Origin of the sequence: Phytobacter sp. RSE-02 (genome assembly GCF_040578655.1) — a bacterium.
Lineage (GTDB): Bacteria > Pseudomonadota > Gammaproteobacteria > Enterobacterales > Enterobacteriaceae > Phytobacter > Phytobacter diazotrophicus.
Genome location: NZ_JBEULY010000004.1, coordinates 191,691 through 214,431, shown reverse-complemented (window position 1 = coordinate 214,431; position 22,741 = coordinate 191,691). Strand labels below are relative to the sequence as shown.

The following is a 22,741-nucleotide window of genomic DNA, read 5'->3' as shown; positions in this document are numbered from 1 at the left end:
CTCGATATAAATAACCTGGCAAAGTCTGCTGACTGACCGATAGCAAAATGCATCCGTAGCCATCAGCAGGCAGACTGTCGTTATTTTTTTGCAGTTCTGGTAGCCAACTAAAATAAAAGCGCAAGGCGTAAGCATGGCAATGCAGCCACATTCATACAGCTATACGCAGTCGCGTAAATTCCCTGAAAAAACGAACAGAAAAATATATCTGACGCAGCACATGCGATCAGAGGCATCTGCAAAGGATGGGTTGGGGTATTTAAATCGTGCAGATGTGTTAAAACGAGGCCAGTGTAATTCGATTGATGACACATCTCTAAGGTAAGCGTGCGCAAACACATTTTGTTTCAGCTAAGAATTTACTTATTCCAGCCGGATTTCCGCCATAAAAAAACCCCACTTCCGAAAAAGTGAGGTTTTATCGTAAGAGAGTAATGGATTATTTGTTCAGTTCAGCCAGCGTCAGCCAGGTTTGAACCACGGTGTCCGGGTTCAGGGAGAGGCTATCAATCCCCTCTTCCATCAGCCAGGCCGCGAAGTCTTCATGGTCAGACGGGCCCTGCCCACAGATACCGACATATTTGCCGTGTTTTTTGGCAGCGCGAATGGCCATCGACAACAGGGCTTTCACCGCGTCATTACGCTCATCAAACAGCTCAGAGACAACACCGGAGTCGCGGTCCAGCCCCAACGCCAGTTGCGTCATGTCGTTTGAACCGATAGAGAAGCCGTCAAAGTGCTCCAGGAACTGGTCAGCGAGCAACGCATTCGACGGGATCTCGCACATCATGATGATCTTGAGTCCGTTTTCACCACGCTTGAGCCCCTGACGTGCCAGCTCTTCCACCACCGCTTTCGCCTGCTCAACGGTACGGACAAACGGGACCATGATTTCCACGTTGGTCAGCCCCATTTCGTTGCGCACACGCTTCACCGCCTCACATTCCAGCGCGAAACAGTCACGGAAGCTGTCGGAGACATAGCGACCGGCACCACGGAAGCCGAGCATCGGGTTCTCTTCGTCCGGTTCGTAACGTTCACCGCCGACGAGGTTGGCATACTCGTTGGATTTAAAGTCTGACAGACGCACAATCACCCGTTTTGGATAGAATGCCGCCCCCAGCGTTGCGATGCCTTCGGTCAGACGTCCAACATAAAACTCTTTCGGCGAATCATAACCTTTCATGATTTCGCGGATTTCGTTTTGCAGTTTCACGTCCTGATCATCAAACTCCAGTAATGCACGCGGGTGCACGCCGATCATACGGTTGATAATAAATTCCAGGCGCGCCAGGCCGACACCTTCATTCGGCAGACAGGCAAAATCAAACGCTCTGTCCGGGTTGCCCACGTTCATCATGATTTTGAGCGGCAGCGCAGGCATTTCATCAATGCTTGAGCTTTTCACGCTAAAGTCGAGCATCTCAGCGTACACATAGCCCGTGTCGCCTTCGGCACAGGAGACGGTCACTTTATCGCCATCTTTCATGCGCTCTGTTGCATCGCCACAACCGACGACCGCCGGGATCCCCAGCTCACGAGCGATGATGGCCGCATGGCAGGTACGACCGCCACGGTTGGTGACAATCGCTGCCGCTTTTTTCATGATCGGTTCCCAGTCCGGGTCGGTCATGTCAGTCACCAGCACATCGCCTGCTTCGATGCGATTCATTTCGCTGATATCGTGAATCACTTTCACCGGGCCTGCGCCAATGCGCTGGCCAATCGCACGCCCTTCGGCGATGATTTTGCCCTGCGCATGCAGCGTATAACGCTCCATCACTTTACCGCGAGAGCGCACGGTCTCCGGGCGCGCCTGCACAATAAATAGTTTGCCAGTATGGCCGTCTTTCGCCCATTCAATGTCCATCGGCCGACCATAGTGTTTTTCAATCTGCACAGCCTGTTTCGCCAGCTCCTGCACTTCCTCGTTGGTCAGCGAGAAACGATCGCGGTTAGCCTGTTCGACGTCCTCGATACGCACCTGTTTGCCATGCTCCTGGGTCGGCGCATAGACCATGCGAATTTTCTTCGACCCCATCGTGCGGCGCACGATAGCCGGACGCCCTGCCGCCAGTGTTGGCTTATGAACATAAAATTCATCCGGGTTGACTGCACCCTGTACCACCATTTCACCCAGCCCCCAGGCCGCGGTGACAAATACCACCTGATCAAAGCCGGATTCCGTGTCGATAGAGAACATCACGCCGGAAGAACCGATGTCTGAGCGCACCATCCGTTGCACCCCGGCAGAGAGCGCAACACCGCGATGATCGTAACCCTGATGCACGCGGTAAGAAATCGCACGGTCATTGAACAGGGAGGCGAAGACGTGCTTCACCGCCACCAGCACGGCGTCATATCCCTGCACGTTCAGGAAGGTTTCCTGTTGCCCCGCAAAGGAAGCGTCTGGCATATCTTCTGCCGTTGCGGAAGAACGCACCGCAAAGGATGCCTGCTCGTCATCAGCAGACAGTTTGGCATATGCCTGATGGATCGCATCTTCGAACGCCGGCTGGAACGGGGTATCGACTATCCACTGGCGAATCTGCGCGCCAGCTTTCGCCAGCTCGGAAACGTCGTCAATGTCCGTTTTATCCAGCAGGTCATAGATGCGCTGATTCAGGCCACTTTGATCGAGAAACTGGTTAAACGCATCGGCAGTGGTAGCAAACCCATTGGGTACGCTTACGCCCATACCGGACAGATTAGTAATCATCTCACCAAGGGAGGCATTTTTGCCCCCAACTCTGTCTACATCATTCATGCCGAGTTGGTCATACCAAAGCACCAGCGGAGACGAGCCATTGTTGGACATCTAAACAATCCTTTTGTGATATTTGAATGGGGTAATAAAGCATTTACTACCTTTTCATCCTGGCATAATTATTCGGGCTGAAAAAACGGTGAATCGTTCAAGCAATTTAAATTTTTGTCTTTTCGGACACTTTCCCGTCAACGATTCAGTATTCGATAATCGGAAAATCCTCAAAGTCATTCTTTTTTTAAGCGCATAATAAAAATGAACCATACTTTTCATTAAAAACAAAAATACCGTTTCATTTTAAAAATTCAGAAAAGACGCTACGCAGATGGGTGACTTTAATTTATGCTTTCAGATAATTACGCATGACAATCAGGAAGGGTAAAATGGACAGCGCTGTGGATCGCCAGGTTTTTTATATTTCCGATGGTACCGCTATCACCGCAGAGGTATTAGGCCATGCGGTGATGTCGCAATTCCCTGTTGCTATCAATAGCATCACGCTGCCGTTCGTGGAGAATGAAAGCCGCGCCAGAGCAGTGAAGGACCAGATTGACGCTATCTATCAGCAGACAGGCGTACGTCCGTTAGTGTTTTATTCCATCGTACTGCCTGAAATCCGCACCATTATTTTACAAAGTGAAGGATTCTGTCAGGACATTGTTCAGGCACTGGTGGCACCATTACAGCAAGAATTAAAACTCGACCCGACACCTATTGCGCATCGTACCCATGGGTTAAATCCAGGCAACCTGACGAAATATGATGCGCGGATTGCCGCTATTGATTACACGCTGGCGCATGATGATGGTATTTCGTTGCGCAACCTGGATCAGGCCCAGGTGATTTTGTTGGGTGTTTCCCGTTGCGGTAAAACGCCAACCAGCCTTTATCTGGCAATGCAATTCGGTATCCGTGCAGCTAATTATCCTTTTATTGCCGATGACATGGATAATCTCGTTCTGCCTGTTTCATTGAAGCCGCTCCAGCATAAATTATTTGGTCTGACCATTAATCCTGAGCGCCTGGCCGCAATCCGCGAGGAGCGCCGTGAAAATAGCCGTTACGCTTCATTACGCCAGTGCCGCATGGAAGTGGCAGAGGTGGAAGCGCTTTACCGTAAAAATCAGATCCCCTGGTTAAACAGTACCAACTATTCGGTAGAAGAGATCGCCACCAAAATTCTCGACATGATGGGCCTTAACCGCCGCATGTACTAAGACACTAGTACATAGATGACAATTTTGCTATCATGCTGGCCTTCGATGTGATGCGCATCACAACCTGCTATTGAATTAAGCAAGGATTGGTTTAAGGTGTGCGCATCGCCTCCGGCATTTGGCCGTTTGAGCACAAAATTTTGAGAATTCTGATGAACAAAACCGATGAACTTCGCACTGCGCGCATCGAGAGTCTGGTCACTCCGGCAGAGCTCGCGCAGCGGCATCCCGTTTCCCTTGCAGTTGCGGAACATGTCACACAATCCCGTCGCCGTATCGAGAAAATCCTCAACGGTGAAGATAAACGGCTATTAGTGATTATTGGCCCCTGCTCCATTCACGATCTGGACGCAGCAATGGATTATGCCCGTCGCCTGCAGGGGTTAAGGCAAAAGCACAGTGCGCAACTGGAAATTGTAATGCGCACCTATTTTGAAAAGCCGCGAACCGTAGTGGGCTGGAAAGGGTTGATTTCCGATCCCGATCTGAACGGCAGCTACCGCGTTAACCATGGCATCGAACTGGCACGCAAACTCCTGCTCGCAGTAAATGAGCTGGGCGTACCGACAGCAACCGAATTTCTGGATATGGTGACAGGACAATTTATTGCTGATCTGATCAGTTGGGGGGCGATTGGCGCGCGTACCACAGAAAGCCAGATCCATCGCGAGATGGCGTCGGCGCTCTCCTGTCCGGTAGGCTTCAAAAACGGTACTGACGGTAACACCCGAATTGCGGTAGACGCGATTCGCGCTTCGCGAACCAGCCATATGTTCCTCTCGCCGGACAAAACCGGACAGATGACCATTTACCAGACCAGCGGTAACCCTTACGGGCATATTATTATGCGTGGCGGAAAAAAACCGAATTTCTACGCAGACGATATTGCCGCCGCCTGCGCAACTCTGCGTGAGTTTGATCTGCCGGAGCAACTGGTCGTCGATTTCAGTCACGGCAACTGCCAGAAACAGCATCGTCGCCAGCTTGAAGTCTGCGATGACATCTGTCAGCAGATTCGTGATGGCTCCACGGCAATTGCGGGGGTGATGGCAGAGAGTTTCCTGCAAGAGGGTACGCAAAAGATCGTCAGCGGCCAGCCGCTGGTATACGGGCAGTCCATCACTGACCCGTGCCTGAGCTGGGAAGACAGCGAAGTGTTGCTCGATAAGCTCGCTGCGGCAGTCTCCTCACGTTTGTAATCTTTTTTCCCGTCGGGTCTCCCGGCGGGACGCTTCCCCCTACCCCAAATGATTGGTTTTCCAAATATTACTTGCAGCCCGCACGGCAGGTATTAATAATAATTATCATTGTCATATCCAAACAGTTAGCGTGAAATGTCGAACAGGGATAAGCCGACCACTCCGGCAGAGAAACTGCCTGCCAGCCCAGCCACTATTCATCCTGAGGATCGCCGCATCAGCAGCAAGACCCTGTTGGGGGATTCGGCGCGCGTTGTCATTGAACATCAGGGACAAGAATATCTGTTGCGACAGACGCACGCCGGGAAACTGATACTAACGAAATAGAGGCTCAGCTTGAACAGCTAACCTCCAGTCTTTTACCCCAGTCCGGTGGGCGACGGCTATAGTCATCGTTGCGCTCTGTATAAGGCTCCCGCAAGACGGCGTGCAGACGCTCCAGCTCTTCGGTATTTCCCTGCTCTGCCTGTTCAATCGCCCGCTGTGCGAGCCAGTTACGCAGCACAACCGCCGGGTTTACGTTTTGCATCTGCTGCTGACGTTGCGCATCCGCAATAGTCTCCTGCGCCAGACGCGCACGGTAGCGGCTAAACCAACTGTCAAACGTCTCGCGATCGATAAACTCGTCACGTAGCGCACTGCTGGCGCTCATCTGCTCGGTATGGCTTAACATGCGGAAAGTGCGGGTATAGTCGCTGCCTTCACGCTCCATCAGAGCGAAGAGCTCGCTTAACAACACATTGTCATCCTTTTGCTGGCTAAAAAAGCCCAGTTTCTGGCGCATCAATATGCCATATTCGCTCAGCAATACCGGCTGATAACTGTCCAGCACCGCATTGAGCACATCGGCACTCATAAACGGCGACAGAGTTTGCGCCAGCCGTTGCAGATTCCACAGGGCAATTGTTGGCTGGTTATCGAAGCTGTAACGTCCCTGGTAGTCCGAGTGATTGCAGATAAAACCGGGCTGGTAGTCATCAAGAAAACCGTAGGGGCCGTAATCAATCGTCAGTCCCAGAATCGACATGTTGTCCGTATTCATCACCCCATGGGCGAAGCCGACCGCCTGCCAGCGAGCCATCAGCGCGGCGGTACGGGCAATGACATCGCGGAACCAGACTTCATATTTGTTGGCGTCATCCTGCAGATGCGGCCAGTAATGACGAATCACAAAATCCGCCAGTTGGCGTACCTTTTCGGGTTCGCGCCGATAATAGAAGTGCTCGAAGTGACCAAAACGGATATGACTTTGTGCAATGCGCATCATCATCGCCCCCTGCTCAACGCTTTCGCGGTAAACAGGCGTGTCACTGGTGACAATAGAAAGCGCACGTGTCGTCGCAATCCCCAGATGATGCATGGCCTCAGAGGCCAGGCTTTCACGAATGGTTGAGCGCAGCACCGCGCGGCCGTCGCCCATGCGGGAATACGGCGTAAGCCCGGCACCTTTCAGGTGCCAGTCCAGCGTTGTACCATCAGGCAGTCGCTGTTCGCCGAGCAGGATACCGCGCCCGTCGCCCAGTTGCCCCGCCCAGACGCCAAACTGATGCCCGCTGTAGACCTGCGAAAGCGGTGACATTCCGGGAAGCAGCGTTTCGCCCCCCCACACGCCAGCCCCCTCGTTCGGCGTAAACAGGGCGGGATCGATGCCCATGGTTTTCGCCAGAGGGGCATTATGCCAAAGCAAGCGGGCATTACTCAGCGGTGTCGGGGAAAGGGCAGTATAAAAACCAGGCAGCTCATCGCGCCAGCGGGTAATAAAAGACAGGGTCATAGTACCTCCTGCCTTTATTGTAGTGGGTTTAGAGGATGTTAAACACGGGTTAAAGGCAAGGTTATCCCTGAACCAGGCTGGTGATCTGAGCGGCGGGAACCGCTGGCCATAAATTCCCCTGCATGGCACTGAACTGATACGGCTTCACCCGCTTTAAGGTTTTTTCATCGTCAATACCGTCAATCATTACCGAACGGCAATAGGGGGAGATTTGCGAAACGATCGCGCGCATAAAGGGTTCGAACGAACGCGAGGCCAGCCGCTGATGGATGAAGTTTTTATCCAACACCACCCGCTTAAACAGCCCATCAAAAATGGCGCGAGTGGACGCTGCCCCGGCACCAAAATTTCCCAGAATTAAAGGATATCGTTCGCTAAACAAGACGAGAGAATTATTTTCATTACCTTTCGTCAGGTTGGGATAATTCTCATTCACAGTAAATTCAAGAAAAGGATATTTCGCTACCGTTTCGGCAAGTTCAGCATTAGAGATCAATGCGTCGACAATAAGCGGTGAAATATGTATCCAGGCGAGTAGTTGATGCTGAATAAAGAATAGTTTACAGGACTCGAGTAATTCTAATTGCTCAGAAAAAAGCGTCAGCGTTTCGTCTGGGCTCAGGCGTGGCACTATCCGCTCTGCAGATGCCCGTACAGAACCCGCCCCAACGAAATTGACCACGATTTCAATTCCGACAAGCGTGCCGTAACCGTTGCGCGCAGGCTGTAGTAAAAACTCTGAGCGATAGGTGTCATCAAACGATACGATCATGGCGCCAACCCCGCATTAAGGTTGATATCCTGCATCGAAAAACCAATGCGCACATGCATCAACGTAGTTGAACTTAACAAAACTGACTTCATCATTTCCCATTATATTGTCGAAAATTCCTTATTTTCGTGCGCAAGCTTATCCTGGTTAAATTGCTCACACCAGCGTATGCCACGATACTGACCCCCCTTTAAGGTAACGAATAGTTAAATAATAAATATTGAAGAAAAAATGAATGAACGATGAGGAAAATAACAAAATTTGCGTTTAGTTCACAAAAGCAGCGAACCGGTGAGCTATTCGCTGCTTGCTATCGGAAGGGGATTAGATACGACGCGCCTGCCAGAAATTCTTGCGCCAGTAGACATTGTTTAACGAAGAACGCACGACTCCCTGGCTGGTGGATGCATGGATAAAGGCATTATCGGTGTCGTAGATGCCCACATGCAGACCGTTATCACCGGAGCCTGTTTTGAAGAACACCAGATCGCCTGGCAGCAATTCATCCTTATCGATTTTCGTCCCCACTTCCGCCTGTTTACGCGTATCGCGGGGAAGCTCAAGGTTAAATTTATCGCGGAAGGTCATCATCACGAATGCCGAACAATCAACGCCATTACGGCTCATGCCGCCATAGCGGTAAGGCGTACCGCGCCAGTCGCGCAGTTGATCATTCAGCCCGGCAATGACGGTGATGGAATCAGAAAGGCGTGCGTTAGGTGGCGGTGCCCGATGACTGCTGCACCCTGAAAGAATTAATGCCGCCAGAAGAAACCAGATGCGCATCCAGCAAAACCTCTATTTTTGTTATGCTGGAATAATTTAGCGTGTGAATTGCAATTCTTGCAAGTTCCGTTTACTGCTATACCTCGGGAATGAGCATCCTGTGACCAGCCAGGTCGAGGCGACGAAATGGCATACCGTATGCGGTCGCCAGATTTTGCGGCGTTAACACTTCATCACGTGGGCCACTGGCAATCAGTTTACCCTGGCGTAATAGCCACACCTGATGCGCGCGACGCAGCGAATGGTTGAGATCGTGGCTGCTCATCACAACGGTGATCCCTGCTGCCACCAGCTCGCTTAACATGCCATCCAGCGCGGCCTGCTGGGCGACATCGAGACTGTTCATCGGCTCGTCTAACAACAGGAGTTGCCCATCCGCATTCGCTGCCGGATGAATTTGCGCAATCACCGCTGCCAGCCGCACCCGCTGCCATTCGCCACCGGAGAGGTGATTGACAGTGCGCCCCAGCTTATCCGCCAGCCCAAGTTTATGCGTAATCTCTTCAACCACGCGGTCGTTGGGATGGTGATGCTGATGCAGTGCCAGATAATGCCAGACCAGCATAGCGAAGGGGGGTGTCTGTTGCTGGGACAGGTAAGCGCGATGACGAGCCAGTTGCGGCGCATGCCATTGCTCAAGCGGGCGACCATTTAACTGCACACTGCCCTTTCCCTGCGTCAAACCGGCGAGACGTGCCAGAAGCGTGCTTTTCCCCGCGCCATTCGGCCCGACGAGATGCAGCATTAGCGCTTTGTCGACCAGGGCCGTAATCGGCCCCAGTCTGCCTGCATCCTCAAGGTCATGAAGTTGCAGCAACGGCATTATTTTGCCAGCGCCAGCTTAATCGCTTCCATCAGGATAGGATCTTCGGGTGTCATATCCGGTGAGAAACGCTGAACAACCTGACCATCACGACCAATCAGGAACTTTTCAAAGTTCCACAGGATATCATCCGGATAAAGCGGAGCCCGCCCTTTGCTGGCCATGCGCTCATAAAAACCGCTCTCCTCCGGGGCGACAGCTTTTGGTGCCGCGGCAATCAATTTGCGATACAAAGGATGGCGGTTTTCACCGTTAACATCAACTTTGGCTGCCATTGGGAAAGTCACCCCATAGGTCGTGCTGCAGAAGGTTTTGATCTCTTCTTCACTGCCCGGTTCCTGCCCGGCAAACTGATTACACGGGAAGCCGAGAACAATAAACCCGTCTTTCTCCCAGGCTTTCTGAATGTTTTCCAGTTGTTCATACTGTGGCGTCAGGCCACATTTTGAGGCTACATTCACCACCAGAATAACCTTGCCCTGGTATTTTTCCAGCGTGATATGTTCGCCATCAATTGTTGTAATCTCGGTGTTCAAAATATCCTGGTGCATAGCATCCCCTTAGTCGGTTCATTCGTACGCCGGATCTCTCGCCCGGCCAGTCATTAATAATAGCCAGATAATGCGCGATAATCCTTCTCCTGTCATTTACCAAAAAAAGGCATAAAACCAACGGATTAGGTAATTTTTCTTTTTTTGACGTGCTGTTGTTACACACTTTTACGTAATTATTGTCTGCGGGTGAATCCGGGCATTGCGTCCTCCGGCCTTTTAGCGTCTTGCCGTTAGCAAGAGCCAGATGAACACCGGTGCCCCCAGTGTTGCCGTCACGACGCCGATAGGTAATTCCGCGGCGTTCAGCGCCATTCGGGCAACGATATCGGCAAAAAGCAGTGCCGTCGCCCCCGCAAGCGCGCAGGCGGGCAGAAGCACGCGATGGTCGGTGAGGCCGCAAAGACGCAGAATATGGGGGATAACCAGCCCTATAAAGCCAATGGAACCAGCCAGCGCGACGCTGACGCCCACCATCCAGCCGGTTGCCACCACCAGCACATTGCGCCAGAACCACAGGGGTAGCCCGAGTTGTCGGGCCGATGTCTCCCCCAGCGCCAGTACGTTAAGTGGCTGCGACTGAAAGCAGGTCCAGCCCATAACCGGTAACAGTGCGACCATCAGCCAGCTTTGTTGCCAGTCTACGCCGCCAAAACCGCCCATCATCCAGTACATGAGCTGGCGCAGGTCGAATGAAGTGGAAAAATAGATGGCCCAGGTCATCAGTGCGCTACAAATGATCCCTAAAGCGACGCCGGCTAACAGCAGACGACTGGTCGACATATGCCGTCGGGCAAAGCGCAGCAGAATAAGCGTGATGACCAGCGCCCCGGCGATGGCGCATAATCCTAACGCCCAGCCAGGCAACAGACCTTTTCCCAGCAGTACGGCGGCTATTAACCCGACACCCGCACCGTTAGACACGCCCAGAAGCCCCGGCTCGGCCAGCGGGTTTTCAAACAACGCCTGCATAATCGCGCCGCTTAATGCCAGCGCCGCCCCCACCAGCAAAACCGCTAACGTACGGGGCAGACGTATTTGCCAGACAAAAAGTTGCCCACGGGCATCAAGCCAGTTTGCAGGACCAATCCATTGATCGCCCGCGCACAGGCTAATAAACAGCGCGATAAGCAAAAGCAGCGCAAGGCCGCAGAGCCACTGACCATTGCGACGCTGTTGGAGTTTTGCGTAATTCAGCATGCAGTTCAATTGATGCGTTATTGAGTAAGTTGATTTTAAAGATGATATTGAGTATTGAAAGAAAAAGGCCGCAATTGCGGCCTTTTTAATTAGTCCAGATTACTCTGCTTTGGGCGAAGCGTTTTCGACGCGGCTTTTTAACTTCTGGCCGGGTCTGAAGGTCACCACGCGCCGGGCTGTAATGGGAATATCTTCGCCCGTTTTCGGGTTACGTCCCGGACGTTGATTCTTATCACGCAGATCGAAATTGCCAAAGCCGGAGAGTTTTACCTGCTCACCATTTTCCAAAGCACGACGGATCTCTTCGAAAAACAGCTCTACCAGCTCTTTAGCATCTCGCTTGCTAAGCCCAAGCTTATCAAACAGATATTCGGACATTTCAGCTTTTGTAAGCGCCATAGGTTCAATCCCTCAATGATGCCTGGAATCGCTCTTTTAATGCCTCTACACATTTGGCGACGGTAGCGGCAATCTCCTCTTCTTCGAGTGTACGGCTGGTATCCTGAAGGATCAGGCTAATGGCGAGGCTTTTATACCCCTCCGCAACACCCTTACCGCGGTACACGTCAAATAAGTTTACGCCAACTACCTGATTTACGCCAACTTTCTTACATTCGGCTAAAATATCTGCCGCGGCCACGTTTTCAGCGACGACGACAGCGATGTCGCGACGGTTCGCCGGGAAGCGTGAAATCTCCTGCGCCTGAGGAACCACGCGGTCTGCGACCTTGTTCCACTCCAGTTCAAACACCAGCGTACGACCATTCAGATCGAGCTTACGTTCCAGCTCCGGATGCACGACGCCAATGAAACCAACGTATTCATCTTTCAGATAAATCGCTGCGGATTGCCCAGGATGCAGCGCCGGATTCGCCTCTGCGCGGAACTCAATCGCGGACAACTTGCCGGTCAGGTCGAGTAAAGATTCCAGATCGCCTTTCAGGTCGAAGAAATCAACGCTGCCTTTGGCCAGATCCCAGTGCTCTTCATAGCGGTTACCGCAGATGGCGCCCGCCAGCATCAGATCCTGACGAATACCTAAAGGCGCCTGGGTGTCCGGTACGAAGCGCAGGCCGGTTTCGAAGATACGCACACGGCTCTGCTGACGGTTCTGGTTATAGACGATAGTTCCGAGCAGGCCGGTCAGCAGTGACAGGCGCATCGCTGACATTTCGCTGGAGATCGGGCTTGGCAGAATCAGCGCTTCTTCACCCGGATGGATCAACTGCTGTACTTTCGGATCAACGAAACTGTAGGTGATCACTTCCTGATAGCCTTTGTCATTTAAGAGCGTTTTCACGCGCTTGAGCGACAGATTGGCTTCGCGGTGTGAACCCATCACCAGCCCGGCTTGTACCGGTGCGTTCGGGATATTGTTATAACCGTACAGGCGCGCAACCTCTTCCACCAGGTCTTCTTCGATTTCCATATCGAAACGCCAGCTCGGCGCAACCGCCAGCCACTCATCCTGCCCTTCGGTGACTTCGCATCCCAGGCGTTTAAGGATGTCGGTAACCTGTTCATCCGCAATGTGATGACCAATCAAACGATCCAGCTTGCTGCGGCGCAGACGGATGGTCGCCCGTTTCGGCAGCGTGGCTTCATTGGTGATATCAACAACCGGACCAGCTTCACCACCGCAGATATCAATGAGCAGACGTGTCGCACGCTCCATGGCTTTGTATTGCAACGCCGGATCAACCCCACGCTCATAGCGATGGGAAGCATCCGTGTGCAGACCATGACGACGCGCGCGGCCAGTGATGGACAGCGGGCTAAAGAACGCGGATTCCAGCAGGACGTTCTGTGTTTCGTCGTTCACGCCAGAATGTTCACCACCAAAAATGCCGCCCATAGCCAGCGCTTTATTATGGTCAGCAATCACCAGCGTGTCGGTTGCCAGTTTGGCTTCGCTACCGTCGAGCAGTACCAGCGTTTCGTTCTCTTTCGCCATACGTACGACGATACCGCCGTCGATACGATCCAAATCGAAAGCATGCATCGGCTGACCCAGTTCCAGCAGAACATAGTTGGTCACGTCCACAACCGCATCGATAGAACGCACACCGCAGCGACGCAGTTTTTCTTTCATCCACAGCGGGGTCGGCGCTTTTACGTTAATACCTTTAACCACACGCCCCAGATAACGCGGACAGGCATCAGCGGCGTCAACGGTGATTGGCAGCGTGTCGTTGATGGTGGCGGCAACCGGGGTGATTTCCGGTTCAACCAGCGGTGCTTTGTTCAGTGCGGCGACATCACGCGCGACACCAATGATCCCTAAGCAATCCGCACGGTTCGGCGTCACACTGATTTCAATGGTGTTGTCATCAAGTTTAAGATAGTCGCGAATATCGGTACCAATCGTGGCGTCCAGCGGCAGTTCGATAATGCCGCTGTGATCATCGGAAATACCCAGTTCTGAGAACGAGCACAGCATGCCTTCTGACGGTTCACCGCGCAGTTTGGCCGCTTTAATTTTGAAGTCACCCGGCAGTACTGCGCCGATGGTGGCAACAGCCACTTTCAGCCCCTGGCGGCAGTTCGGCGCGCCACAGACAATATCCAGCAGGCGTTCACCGCCCACATTCACTTTTGTAACGCGCAGTTTGTCTGCATTCGGGTGCTGACCGCACTCCACAACTTCACCCACAACCACGCCGTTAAATGCGCCCGCCACAGGCTCGACGCCATCAACTTCCAGGCCAGCCATGGTGATTTGATCGGAAAGCGCTTCACTGTCGACTGCCGGGTTAACCCACTCGCGTAACCACAGTTCACTGAATTTCATTATTTGTCCTGCCCTTATTTAAACTGTTTGAGGAAACGCAAATCGTTTTCGAAGAATGCTCGCAAATCGGTCACACCGTAACGCAGCATGGTCAGGCGCTCCATCCCCATCCCAAACGCGAAGCCAGAATAGATTTCCGGGTCAATGCCCACATTGCGCAGTACGTTCGGATGCACCATGCCGCAACCCAACACTTCCAGCCATTTGCCGTTTTTACCCATCACATCCACCTCTGCAGACGGTTCAGTGAACGGGAAGTAGGACGGGCGGAAACGTACCTGCAGATCTTCCTCAAAGAAGTTATTCAGGAAATCGTGCAGCGTGCCTTTCAGGTTGGTAAAGCTGATGTTGGTATCAACAATCAGACCTTCCATCTGATGGAACATCGGGGTATGCGTCTGGTCGTAGTCGTTACGGTACACGCGGCCCGGCGCGATAATACGAATCGGCGGCTGCTGTTCTTTCATGGTGCGAATCTGCACGCCAGATGTCTGCGTACGCAGCAGACGGGTGGCATCAAACCAGAAAGTGTCGTGGTCAGCGCGTGCCGGATGATGGCCTGGAATATTCAATGCATCGAAGTTGTGATAATCGTCTTCGATTTCCGGGCCCGTCGCCACGGTAAAGCCAAGCTCACCGAAGAAACTCTCAATGCGGTCGATAGTACGGGTGACCGGATGCAGGCCGCCGTTTTCGATACGACGCCCCGGCAGGGATACGTCGATGGTCTCAGCCGCCAGACGTGCGTTCAGTGCAGCATTTTCCAGATCGTATTTACGCGCATTCAGCGCCTGTTGGACCTGTTCTTTTGCTTCGTTAATCACCGCCCCGGCAGCCGGGCGCTCTTCTGGCGGCAGTTCACGCAGGGTGGTCATCTGAAGGGTCAGATGCCCTTTCTTACCCAGATATTCAACGCGTACGTTATCTAACGCAGCAACATCTGAGGCATCATTAATGGCTGCCCGTGCACTGGCAACCAGCTCTGCGAGATGTGACATAATTTTCCTCGTTATGTCCTTGTTGTTGGACTTTTTACTTAAAATTCAGACACAAAAAAAGCCTCCTGTTGGAGGCTTTTGGCGTTAATTTTCCGTTTCTTCTTTCACGCGCTAGCCTCCCGGAGTCAGGTGCTAAAGTAAAAAAAGAAGCGGAAAATAGCAGCATTCATGCTTGCGTTACCTTGTGTGGTAAAAAGTGGATTACCTTATTGAAAGGGCTCACCGGAAAAAAGTCAATCTTCTGATAGTGTTATACCCTAAATAATTCGCGTTGCAAAACAGCGGCGAGAGAGTGAAACCACAGGAGCTTACTTAAGTAAGTAACCGGGTGAAGACCTCAGCCTACGCACATGCAATGCGAGACATGACGGGTATAAACGAAAAGAGGGAGCATCGCTCCCTCTTCCACTGACTTATTAAGCCAGAGCTGCTTTCGCTTTTTCGACCAGAGCGGTAAACGCTACTTTGTCGAATACTGCGATATCAGCCAGGATCTTACGGTCGATTTCAACAGAGGCTTTTTTCAGGCCGTTGATGAATTTGCTGTAAGAAATACCGTTCTGACGTGCTGCTGCGTTGATACGCGCAATCCACAGTTGACGGAACTGACGCTTTTTCTGACGACGGTCACGATAAGCGTACTGACCTGCTTTGATAACAGCCTGGAAGGCAACGCGGTAAACGCGTGAACGCGCACCGTAGTAGCCTTTAGCTTGTTTCAAAATTTTCTTGTGACGTGCGCGTGCAATTACACCACGTTTTACGCGAGCCATGTTGCTCTCCTGTATCTATATTCTGAGTGCCCTTCTCCCGTCGCATTTATCATGCAAACGGACAGGGGGCATAAAAAAGTTAATAAAAAGGTTAACGACTTATGCGTACGGCAGGCACGCGATTACCAGGCCCAGATCGCCTTTGGAAACCATGGCTTTCGGACGCAGGTGACGTTTACGCTTGGTAGCTTTTTTGGTCAGAATATGACGCAGGTTAGCGTGCTTGTGCTTAAAACCACCTTTACCGGTTTTTTTGAAGCGCTTAGCAGCACCGCGTACGGTCTTGATTTTTGGCATTTTAATAACTTCCACTTCGCATTGTTAATAAACGAAACCCAGGCGAACAAAACCTGTGAAGCCCAAAGGCGTCACAGGTTTTGCTACTTGAAGGCCTTACTGTTTCTTCTTAGGAGCGAGCACCATGATCATCTGGCGGCCTTCGATCTTCGTAGGGAAGGATTCGACTACTGCCAGTTCACTCAGATCGTCACGGACGCGGTTAAGCACTTCCATACCGATCTGTTGGTGGGCCATCTCACGACCGCGGAAACGCAGTGTGATCTTGGCCTTATCGCCATCTTCCAGAAAGCGAACCAGGCTGCGGAGTTTTACCTGGTAGTCGCCATCATCGGTGCCAGGTCGGAATTTAATTTCCTTGACCTGAATAACTTTTTGCTTTTTCTTCTGTTCCTTAGAAGACTTACTCTTTTCATAAAGGAACTTGCCGTAGTCCATGATACGACAAACTGGCGGTTCGGCGTTAGGGCTGATCTCAACTAAATCTACTCCAGCTTCTTCAGCCTTTTCGATAGCTTCTCTCAGACTCACAATACCCAGCTGCTCACCTTCCAGACCAGTTAAGCGAACTTCCTGGGCGCGAATCTCGCCATTGATACGATTCGGACGTGCCGTTTGAACTCGTTTTCCGCCTTTAATACCTTATTCCTCCAGTTGTTGAAGACTGCGGCTGCGAATCTCTTGTTGCAGCTTCTCAATCACTTCACTTACGTCCAGGCTGCCCAGGTCTTTACCGCGGCGGGTGCGAACGGCCACTTTGCCTGCTTCCACCTCTTTATCACCACAGACCAACATATAAGGGACACGACGTAAAGTGTGCTCGCGGATTTTAAAGCCAATCTTCTCGTTTCTCAAGTCCGCTTTTACACGAATGCCCGCATTTTGCAATTTACGGGTCAATTCGTTGACATATTCAGCTTGAGAATCAGTGATATTCATCACCACAACCTGAACAGGGGCCAGCCAGGTCGGGAAGAAACCGGCAAATTCTTCGGTCAGGATGCCGATAAAGCGCTCCAGTGACCCCAGAATTGCGCGGTGAATCATCACCGGAACCTGACGCTCGTTGTTTTCGCCAACATAAGAGGCGCTTAAACGAGCCGGTAACGAGAAGTCCAGCTGGACTGTACCGCACTGCCATGCGCGATCGAGGCAGTCATATAATGTAAATTCAATTTTCGGACCGTAAAATGCGCCCTCACCCAGTTGATATTCAAACGGGATGTTGTTTTCTTCGAGCGCAACTGCCAGATCCGCCTCAGCACGATCCCACATCTCATCGCTACCGATACGTTTTTCCGGGCGAGTAGACAGTTTGACGACGATTTTCTCGAAGCCAAAGGTGCTGTACATATCATAGACCAGTCGAATACAGGCGTTGACTTCATCACGCACTTGTTCTTCGGTACAGAAGATATGCGCGTCATCCTGCGTAAAGCCGCGAACACGCATCAGGCCATGCAGCGCGCCTGATGGCTCGTTACGATGGCAGCTACCGAACTCCGCCATACGCAGCGGCAGATCACGGTAGGATTTCAGACCCTGGTTAAAGATCTGCACGTGGCCCGGGCAGTTCATCGGCTTGATGCAATATTCACGGTTCTCGGAAGATGTCGTGAACATCGCATCTTTGTAGTTGTCCCAGTGGCCAGTTTTTTCCCACAGCACACGGTCCATCATGAACGGGCCTTTTACTTCCTGATACTGATACTCTTTCAGTTTGGAACGTACAAAGGTTTCCAGTTCACGGAAGATAGTCCAGCCGTCATTGTGCCAGAACACCATGCCAGGCGCCTCTTCCTGCATGTGGTACAAGTCGAGTTGTTTACCGATTTTACGGTGATCGCGTTTCGCGGCCTCTTCCAGACGCTGCAGGTAGGCGTTGAGCGCTTTTTTATCTGCCCACGCAGTACCGTAAATACGCTGCAACATCTTGTTGTTGCTGTCGCCACGCCAGTAAGCGCCGGCGATTTTCATCAATTTGAAATGATGACAGAAACGCATGTTCGGTACGTGCGGACCACGGCACATATCGACATATTCTTCATGATGGTACAGGCCAGGCTTGTCATCATGGGCAATGTTTTCATCAAGAATGGAGACTTTGTAGCTCTCGCCACGCTTCACGAAGGTTTCACGCGCTTCGTGCCAGCTTACTTTTTTCTTAATGACGTCATAGTTGGTTTCGGCGAGCTCGTGCATACGTTTTTCGAGCGCGTCGATATCTTCCTGGGTCAGGGTATGGTCAAGATCAACGTCGTAATAGAAGCCGTTATCGATGACCGGGCCAATCGCCATCTTGGTGTTCGGCCACAGTTGCTTGATAGCGTGACCTAACAGGTGCGCACAGGAGTGGCGGATGATTTCCAGACCGTCTTCGTCTTTGGCGGTGATGATAGACAGCGTTGCGTCATTTTCAATCAGATCGGACGCATCAACCAGTTCACCGTTCACACGACCGGCAATGGTCGCTTTCGCAAGACCCGGACCAATGTCCAGAGCCACATCCATTGGACTCACAGCACGATCGAAATGGCGTTGACTGCCATCAGGAAGAGTAATTACAGGCATTTCATATCCTTAATTCGCAGTGGTGACCCACACGAAAGATCACATACGAAGTAAATATTTGTTTAGTCGAAATAAATTACGCCGCCATCTAACCAACAATCGCTAAATTGGCGCGTAATCTGTTACGTCAATGAAGGCCATCATGGCTCACACTTTTCATTGCGTCAGAGGATGGTAACACTAAAAAAAGGGGGAATGTACCTCTTGTTTGATATTGGTTCCCTTGACTATTTTCTGTGTCCTACTGCTGGCTCACAAAAAGAGAATATCATGAAGCCTCAAAACCCAGCGCGCGGATTACCTCCGCCATGGCCTGTTTAGTCAATTCCGTACGCGGCACACGTTGATTCGCCAGCATTGTGCGCACCATCCCGGCAATCACCACATGTTTTGGCTCCTGGCCAAGGTCTCGCATCTCAAGCACCACTTTCCCAACGACCCGGCACATTTCTTCATATAACTCGGCATCTTTTGTCCTGCCCATTCACTCCCCCATGAGGTGATCACGACTTTTCGTGGTTTGTTGTTCTTCTGTTACTCATTAATAATACTGAATAACCACAGCAAGGTGATAATCACAATAAGGAAATGTCGATGTCATTTACCGCACAAGAGCGCACTGCTCTGCTCGCCTGCAAAGGTGTCGGCCCGAAAGTCATTGAACGACTAGAGCAAATGGGATTTAGCTCGCTCGATCAACTCAGTGAAGCTTCCGTTGACGATATCGTCGCCCAGGGAGCGGCGCTCGTCGGATCAACGTGCTGGAAAAACAGTCCGCAGGCAAAAGCTGCTATTAGCAATGCTATCGCGCTGGCAAAAACAGTATCTGAGGAAAAATAAAGGGCCGGAGAACCCGGCCCGGTGCGGTTACATCTTGTAGCCGAGGGAGACTGTGGTTCGACGATCGGTATGCTCTGGCGCCGATGATGGCGGCTGAGAGTTCCAGGTCACGTTGTATGCCACTTTCAGACCAAAGTGGTCATTAATAGCGACATTTAACGCAGTCTCAGAGTTCAGTGTCGTGTCATCTGAACCAAACACAGATACACCCTGTGTGAATTTGGCGTTGTCGGTCATCTGCCAGGTATAGGTACCAGAGGCATAGCCCAGGCCTTGCGTTTTGGTGTCCCCGTCAGTGTATTCGTCGTAACGAACACCGGGACCAAATTCAAAGCGGAAGCTGTGCACCGGACCATTGAGGAACTGACGACCATAACCAGCGGTCAGAACATCGCGTTCACGATAGCCGTTGTATCGGTCAGTCAGCCAGCTTGCCTGGCCAAACAGATAATCGTAATCCGTCATGTTGTAACGGCTACGTCCACCTACGGAATATTTCTCTGAGGAACGCTCATCATTTGATGAGGTGTTGCTCGCGGTTCCCCATAAAGACCATGCGGTAGATGTGCCATACCAGGTCAGGGTGGAGTCAGCAGTCAGAGAAGAACTTGTGGTATTGCCAGACTGGGCCAGGTAACCACCGTTAACGCTACCTTCAAACGGTTTCTTCGCGGTGGAGGGGTCATCCATAACAGTAAAAACGGTGTCATCTGCGGCAGCATTCAACGACGCAAGCACGCCTCCCGCGAGAACAATCAGCACGGGTACTGTCTTAAAAAGCTTCATTTATTAGGAGTCCGAACAACAAAAAAAGAGACCATAACGGTCCCGGAAACTTTCAGGTGGATCAACGACCGACGGTCCATTGAAAGGTAACAAATTATAAAAAGGCCCGTTTAACATAGCAATGAATTCTTATTTCATTTTTTGAATAAGACAGATCTCAAATAGACATTAAATGTATAAAAGTTTCACATCGACTTATCGAAAATTCATATTCTAAATCATCTATTTATTTACATTGCCTTCTGAGAATCAGATGCCAGGATTAATACATTCACCGTAAAAGGAGATCATTATGGTATCGGTTTATACCCTAACGCTGGCCCCTTCCCTCGATAGCGCGACTCTCACGCCACAGATTTACCCGGAAGGAAAACTCCGCTGTAGCGCCCCCGTCTTTGAACCCGGCGGCGGCGGCATTAATGTCGCACGCGCCATCACCCATCTGGGGGGAAAAGCCACGGCAATTTTCCCGGCTGGTGGTGCGACAGGCGAGCATTTAACGGCGCTGCTTGCCGATGAAAATGTTCCCACGCAATGTGTCGAAACGCATGACTGGACCCGGCAAAATCTGCATGTGCATGTTGAGTCCAGTGGCGAGCAATACCGTTTTGTGATGCCAGGCGCAACGCTAACCGCTGATGAATTCCGCCGACTGGAAGAGAAAGTGCTTGCCATTGAGAGTGGCGCGATCCTTGTGATTAGCGGCAGCCTGCCGCCGGGTATTGATGTGACGAAGCTGACGCAACTGGTTAAGGCCGCGCAACAGCAAGGGATCCGCTGCATCGTCGACAGTTCGGGTGATGCCCTCTCCGCGGCACTTGATATCGGTAATATAGAACTGGTCAAACCGAATCAGAAAGAGCTCAGCGCGCTGGTAGGTCGGGAATTAACGCAGCCGGATGACGTTCAGAATGCGGCAAAAGAGATTGTTCGCCAGGGCAAAGCGCGGCGGGTCGTGGTTTCTCTCGGCCCACAGGGCGCGCTGGCCGTTGATGAAAGCCAGTGTGTCCAGGTTGTGCCGCCGCCGATGAAAAGCCAGAGTACCGTGGGCGCTGGCGACAGCATGGTCGGCGCGATGACGCTGAAACTTGCCGAAGGCGCGTCGCTTGAAGATATGGCGAAATTCGGTGTTGCCGCCGGGAGTGCTGCGACCATTAATCAGGGTACGAAATTGTGTTCCCGCGCCGACACACAAAAAATCTACGATTACCTGCGCAATCTCTGAAAATACGCCCTCGTCTTACCGCGAGGGCCTTCCCTCCTCTGGCGGCAGTCGACAAATCCCCTTCGCCGACTATGCTAAAAAAATTCAGGATAACAACGAGGTGAATTATGAGCAGCGACGGTATTACCCGCTACGTGGTTACGGTGAAATTTCACGAGCAGAGCCTGGCGGAAATCAACGAGCTGAATAATCAGTTTACGCGTGCCGGATTCCTGCTCACGCTCACGGATGAAGAAGGCAAAGTGCACGACCTCGGGACAAATACCTTTGGCCTTATCAGCCCGTTGAACGAACAAGAGGTGACAGAGCTGGCCAGTGGCCTTGCAGATAGCGTCGTCAGCGCAAAGCCCGACATTAGCGTAACAACCTGGGAAGCATGGCAAAAACAGACACAATAAGTGCCATTGTCCGTCCCAGGATGCGCAGGTGTGCGTTGGTTCGTATTTTTTCATAGCAGTAGTGCGCTAACCTTATGATCTGGCTGATAACATGGGAGACATATCATGTGGCAAGCAATAAGTCGTCTGTTAAGCGAACAACTAGGCGTTGGTGAGATCGAACAGCGTGACGAGTTGCCAGGTGGAGAAATCCATGCTGCATGGCACCTGCGTTATGGTGGTCAGGATTTGTTTGTAAAATGCGATGAACGGGAATTACTGCCCATCTTCACCGCAGAGGCTGACCAGCTAGAACTGCTCTCCCGTAGCAATACGGTGCGCGTACCCAAAGTCCTGGCGGTCGGCAGTGACCGCGATTACAGCTTCCTGGTGATGGAGTATCTCCCTGCCCGCCCTCTCGATGCCCACAGCGCTTTTTTACTCGGCCAGCAACTGGCACGGCTGCATGAGTGGAGCGACCAACCGCAGTTCGGTCTTGATTTTGATAATGACCTGTCGACAACACCGCAGCCCAATGCCTGGCAACGTCGCTGGTCAACCTTTTTTGCCGAGCAACGTATCGGCTGGCAACTGGAGCTGGCGGCAGAAAAAGGGCTGGAGTTTGGCAATATCGACGCCATTGTCGAACATGTTCAGCAGCGCCTTGCTTCGCATCAACCTCAGGCGTCTCTGCTTCATGGCGATCTGTGGTCAGCAAATTGTGCGCTTGGTCCGGACGGTCCGTTTATTTACGACCCGGCATGTTACTGGGGAGACAGAGAATGTGACCTGGCAATGCTCCCGTTACACCCGGACCAGCCGCCGCAAATTTATGATGGCTACCAGTCCGTGAGTCCCTTACCGGGCGATTTCCTCGACCGTCAGCCCGTGTATCAGCTTTATACACTCTTTAACCGGGCGATTTTGTTCGGTGGGCAGCATCTGGTAACGGCGCAAAAAGCGCTGGAGCGGGTACTTGCCGCATGACGGAACG

General features: G+C 51.9%; 24 protein-coding genes and 1 other annotated feature. Of the genes, 7 read left to right on the top strand and 17 right to left on the bottom strand.

The features are described from left to right. Window positions 1–439: 439 nt before the first annotated feature. Window positions 440–2,818 carry a phosphoenolpyruvate synthase gene (ppsA, locus tag ABU190_RS11160; RefSeq protein WP_041851594.1) on the bottom strand — a complete coding sequence of 793 codons (2,379 nt, stop codon included), beginning with the start codon at window positions 2,816–2,818 and terminating at the stop codon, window positions 440–442. A 332-nt stretch (window positions 2,819–3,150) separates the two neighbouring features. Here ppsA and ppsR point away from each other — a divergent pair, with 332 nt between their 5' ends. The 3 genes from ppsR to hemP all read left to right on the top strand — a co-directional run bounded on the left by ppsR (window position 3,151) and on the right by hemP (window position 5,510). Beyond that, window positions 3,151–3,984: a posphoenolpyruvate synthetase regulatory kinase/phosphorylase PpsR gene (ppsR, locus tag ABU190_RS11155; protein WP_041851595.1), complete on the top strand. Its 834-nt coding sequence runs from the start codon at window positions 3,151–3,153 to the stop codon at window positions 3,982–3,984. Between the two features lie 152 nt (window positions 3,985–4,136). Next, a complete protein-coding gene (gene aroH, locus ABU190_RS11150; RefSeq protein WP_041851790.1) occupies window positions 4,137–5,183 on the top strand; it encodes a 3-deoxy-7-phosphoheptulonate synthase AroH in 1,047 nt (348 codons plus the stop codon). 135 nt (window positions 5,184–5,318) lie between these two features. Beyond that, window positions 5,319–5,510 (top strand): hemin uptake protein HemP, encoded by a 192-nt coding sequence (gene hemP / locus ABU190_RS11145; protein ID WP_354691318.1) that lies wholly within the window; start codon window positions 5,319–5,321, stop codon window positions 5,508–5,510. Between the two features lie 4 nt (window positions 5,511–5,514). Here the strand turns inward: hemP and selO are convergent, their stop codons facing one another. The 15 genes from selO to fumD all read right to left on the bottom strand — a co-directional run bounded on the left by selO (window position 5,515) and on the right by fumD (window position 19,003). After that, on the bottom strand, window positions 5,515–6,957 hold the full coding sequence (gene selO, locus ABU190_RS11140; RefSeq protein WP_354691317.1) for a protein adenylyltransferase SelO: 1,443 nt from the start codon (window positions 6,955–6,957) through the stop codon (window positions 5,515–5,517). 61 nt (window positions 6,958–7,018) lie between these two features. Then, window positions 7,019–7,729 carry an EAL domain-containing protein gene (locus tag ABU190_RS11135; RefSeq protein ID WP_317077331.1) on the bottom strand — a complete coding sequence of 237 codons (711 nt, stop codon included), beginning with the start codon at window positions 7,727–7,729 and terminating at the stop codon, window positions 7,019–7,021. Between the two features lie 324 nt (window positions 7,730–8,053). Then, window positions 8,054–8,515, bottom strand: coding sequence for an NlpC/P60 family protein (locus ABU190_RS11130; protein ID WP_071195364.1), 462 nt, complete (start codon window positions 8,513–8,515; stop codon window positions 8,054–8,056). A 76-nt stretch (window positions 8,516–8,591) separates the two neighbouring features. Then, window positions 8,592–9,341, bottom strand: a complete 750-nt coding sequence (gene btuD / locus ABU190_RS11125) for a vitamin B12 ABC transporter ATP-binding protein BtuD (RefSeq protein ID WP_354691480.1) — start codon at window positions 9,339–9,341, stop codon at window positions 8,592–8,594. Then, entirely contained in the window at window positions 9,338–9,889 is a 552-nt protein-coding gene (locus tag ABU190_RS11120; protein ID WP_041851601.1) for a glutathione peroxidase, read from the bottom strand. The genes btuD and ABU190_RS11120 overlap by 4 nt, the downstream gene beginning before the upstream one ends. Window positions 9,890–10,108: 219 nt before the next feature. After that, window positions 10,109–11,089, bottom strand: coding sequence for a vitamin B12 ABC transporter permease BtuC (btuC, locus tag ABU190_RS11115; protein ID WP_354691316.1), 981 nt, complete (start codon window positions 11,087–11,089; stop codon window positions 10,109–10,111). Between the two features lie 99 nt (window positions 11,090–11,188). Then, entirely contained in the window at window positions 11,189–11,488 is a 300-nt protein-coding gene (gene ihfA / locus ABU190_RS11110) for an integration host factor subunit alpha (protein WP_006820203.1), read from the bottom strand. A gap of 4 nt (window positions 11,489–11,492) precedes the next feature. After that, window positions 11,493–13,880, bottom strand: coding sequence for a phenylalanine--tRNA ligase subunit beta (gene pheT / locus ABU190_RS11105; protein ID WP_354691315.1), 2,388 nt, complete (start codon window positions 13,878–13,880; stop codon window positions 11,493–11,495). A 14-nt stretch (window positions 13,881–13,894) separates the two neighbouring features. Beyond that, a complete protein-coding gene (pheS, locus tag ABU190_RS11100; RefSeq protein ID WP_041851604.1) occupies window positions 13,895–14,878 on the bottom strand; it encodes a phenylalanine--tRNA ligase subunit alpha in 984 nt (327 codons plus the stop codon). A 51-nt stretch (window positions 14,879–14,929) separates the two neighbouring features. Continuing rightward, window positions 14,930–15,053: a sequence feature (Phe leader region), on the bottom strand. Then, entirely contained in the window at window positions 15,004–15,048 is a 45-nt protein-coding gene (gene pheM / locus ABU190_RS11095; protein ID WP_001386830.1) for a pheST operon leader peptide PheM, read from the bottom strand. Its footprint overlaps the feature before it by 45 nt. 241 nt (window positions 15,054–15,294) lie before the next feature. Beyond that, window positions 15,295–15,651 (bottom strand): 50S ribosomal protein L20, encoded by a 357-nt coding sequence (gene rplT, locus ABU190_RS11090; protein ID WP_013366084.1) that lies wholly within the window; start codon window positions 15,649–15,651, stop codon window positions 15,295–15,297. A gap of 99 nt (window positions 15,652–15,750) precedes the next feature. Next, window positions 15,751–15,948 (bottom strand): 50S ribosomal protein L35, encoded by a 198-nt coding sequence (gene rpmI, locus ABU190_RS11085; RefSeq protein ID WP_001124225.1) that lies wholly within the window; start codon window positions 15,946–15,948, stop codon window positions 15,751–15,753. Window positions 15,949–16,044: 96 nt separating this feature from the next. Beyond that, complete coding sequence (gene infC, locus ABU190_RS11080) at window positions 16,045–16,587, bottom strand: translation initiation factor IF-3 (RefSeq protein ID WP_071845866.1); 543 nt, start codon at window positions 16,585–16,587, stop codon at window positions 16,045–16,047. Window positions 16,588–16,590: 3 nt separating this feature from the next. After that, window positions 16,591–18,519 (bottom strand): threonine--tRNA ligase, encoded by a 1,929-nt coding sequence (thrS, locus tag ABU190_RS11075; protein WP_041851605.1) that lies wholly within the window; start codon window positions 18,517–18,519, stop codon window positions 16,591–16,593. Window positions 18,520–18,787: 268 nt separating this feature from the next. Next, window positions 18,788–19,003 (bottom strand): fumarate hydratase FumD, encoded by a 216-nt coding sequence (gene fumD, locus ABU190_RS11070; RefSeq protein WP_041851606.1) that lies wholly within the window; start codon window positions 19,001–19,003, stop codon window positions 18,788–18,790. A gap of 110 nt (window positions 19,004–19,113) precedes the next feature. On the opposite strand from fumD, the gene ABU190_RS11065 reads away from it, so the two are divergent. After that, the gene (locus tag ABU190_RS11065; RefSeq protein ID WP_354691314.1) at window positions 19,114–19,359 is read left to right on the top strand and encodes a helix-hairpin-helix domain-containing protein; all 246 of its coding nucleotides are present in this window, start codon (window positions 19,114–19,116) and stop codon (window positions 19,357–19,359) included. A gap of 27 nt (window positions 19,360–19,386) precedes the next feature. Here the strand turns inward: ABU190_RS11065 and ABU190_RS11060 are convergent, their stop codons facing one another. Then, window positions 19,387–20,145 carry a YdiY family protein gene (locus tag ABU190_RS11060; RefSeq protein WP_041851608.1) on the bottom strand — a complete coding sequence of 253 codons (759 nt, stop codon included), beginning with the start codon at window positions 20,143–20,145 and terminating at the stop codon, window positions 19,387–19,389. A 292-nt stretch (window positions 20,146–20,437) separates the two neighbouring features. Between ABU190_RS11060 and pfkB the strand changes: the two genes are divergently transcribed. The 3 genes from pfkB (at window position 20,438) to ABU190_RS11045 (ending at window position 22,734) form a co-directional block, all read left to right on the top strand. Further along, a complete protein-coding gene (gene pfkB / locus ABU190_RS11055; protein WP_354691313.1) occupies window positions 20,438–21,370 on the top strand; it encodes a 6-phosphofructokinase II in 933 nt (310 codons plus the stop codon). A 107-nt stretch (window positions 21,371–21,477) separates the two neighbouring features. Next, window positions 21,478–21,768: a type V toxin-antitoxin system endoribonuclease antitoxin GhoS gene (gene ghoS / locus ABU190_RS11050; protein ID WP_041851610.1), complete on the top strand. Its 291-nt coding sequence runs from the start codon at window positions 21,478–21,480 to the stop codon at window positions 21,766–21,768. Between the two features lie 105 nt (window positions 21,769–21,873). Beyond that, window positions 21,874–22,734, top strand: coding sequence for a fructosamine kinase family protein (locus ABU190_RS11045; protein WP_041851611.1), 861 nt, complete (start codon window positions 21,874–21,876; stop codon window positions 22,732–22,734). Window positions 22,735–22,741: the final 7 nt, after the last annotated feature.

What these genes read in the sequence shown, in the direction of transcription:
- ppsA (WP_041851594.1), bottom strand. Translation starts at nt 2,818, where the DNA reads ATGTCCAACAATGGCTCGTCTCCGCTGGTGCTTTGGTATGACCAACTC.
- ppsR (WP_041851595.1), top strand. Translation starts at nt 3,151, where the DNA reads ATGGACAGCGCTGTGGATCGCCAGGTTTTTTATATTTCCGATGGTACC.
- aroH (WP_041851790.1), top strand. Translation starts at nt 4,137, where the DNA reads ATGAACAAAACCGATGAACTTCGCACTGCGCGCATCGAGAGTCTGGTC.
- hemP (WP_354691318.1), top strand. Translation starts at nt 5,319, where the DNA reads ATGTCGAACAGGGATAAGCCGACCACTCCGGCAGAGAAACTGCCTGCC.
- selO (WP_354691317.1), bottom strand. Translation starts at nt 6,957, where the DNA reads ATGACCCTGTCTTTTATTACCCGCTGGCGCGATGAGCTGCCTGGTTTT.
- ABU190_RS11135 (WP_317077331.1), bottom strand. Translation starts at nt 7,729, where the DNA reads ATGATCGTATCGTTTGATGACACCTATCGCTCAGAGTTTTTACTACAG.
- ABU190_RS11130 (WP_071195364.1), bottom strand. Translation starts at nt 8,515, where the DNA reads ATGCGCATCTGGTTTCTTCTGGCGGCATTAATTCTTTCAGGGTGCAGC.
- ABU190_RS11120 (WP_041851601.1), bottom strand. Translation starts at nt 9,889, where the DNA reads ATGCACCAGGATATTTTGAACACCGAGATTACAACAATTGATGGCGAA.
- btuC (WP_354691316.1), bottom strand. Translation starts at nt 11,089, where the DNA reads ATGCTGAATTACGCAAAACTCCAACAGCGTCGCAATGGTCAGTGGCTC.
- ihfA (WP_006820203.1), bottom strand. Translation starts at nt 11,488, where the DNA reads ATGGCGCTTACAAAAGCTGAAATGTCCGAATATCTGTTTGATAAGCTT.
- pheT (WP_354691315.1), bottom strand. Translation starts at nt 13,880, where the DNA reads ATGAAATTCAGTGAACTGTGGTTACGCGAGTGGGTTAACCCGGCAGTC.
- pheS (WP_041851604.1), bottom strand. Translation starts at nt 14,878, where the DNA reads ATGTCACATCTCGCAGAGCTGGTTGCCAGTGCACGGGCAGCCATTAAT.
- rplT (WP_013366084.1), bottom strand. Translation starts at nt 15,651, where the DNA reads ATGGCTCGCGTAAAACGTGGTGTAATTGCACGCGCACGTCACAAGAAA.
- rpmI (WP_001124225.1), bottom strand. Translation starts at nt 15,948, where the DNA reads ATGCCAAAAATCAAGACCGTACGCGGTGCTGCTAAGCGCTTCAAAAAA.
- thrS (WP_041851605.1), bottom strand. Translation starts at nt 18,519, where the DNA reads ATGCCTGTAATTACTCTTCCTGATGGCAGTCAACGCCATTTCGATCGT.
- fumD (WP_041851606.1), bottom strand. Translation starts at nt 19,003, where the DNA reads ATGGGCAGGACAAAAGATGCCGAGTTATATGAAGAAATGTGCCGGGTC.
- ABU190_RS11065 (WP_354691314.1), top strand. Translation starts at nt 19,114, where the DNA reads ATGTCATTTACCGCACAAGAGCGCACTGCTCTGCTCGCCTGCAAAGGT.
- ABU190_RS11060 (WP_041851608.1), bottom strand. Translation starts at nt 20,145, where the DNA reads ATGAAGCTTTTTAAGACAGTACCCGTGCTGATTGTTCTCGCGGGAGGC.
- pfkB (WP_354691313.1), top strand. Translation starts at nt 20,438, where the DNA reads ATGGTATCGGTTTATACCCTAACGCTGGCCCCTTCCCTCGATAGCGCG.
- ghoS (WP_041851610.1), top strand. Translation starts at nt 21,478, where the DNA reads ATGAGCAGCGACGGTATTACCCGCTACGTGGTTACGGTGAAATTTCAC.
- ABU190_RS11045 (WP_041851611.1), top strand. Translation starts at nt 21,874, where the DNA reads ATGTGGCAAGCAATAAGTCGTCTGTTAAGCGAACAACTAGGCGTTGGT.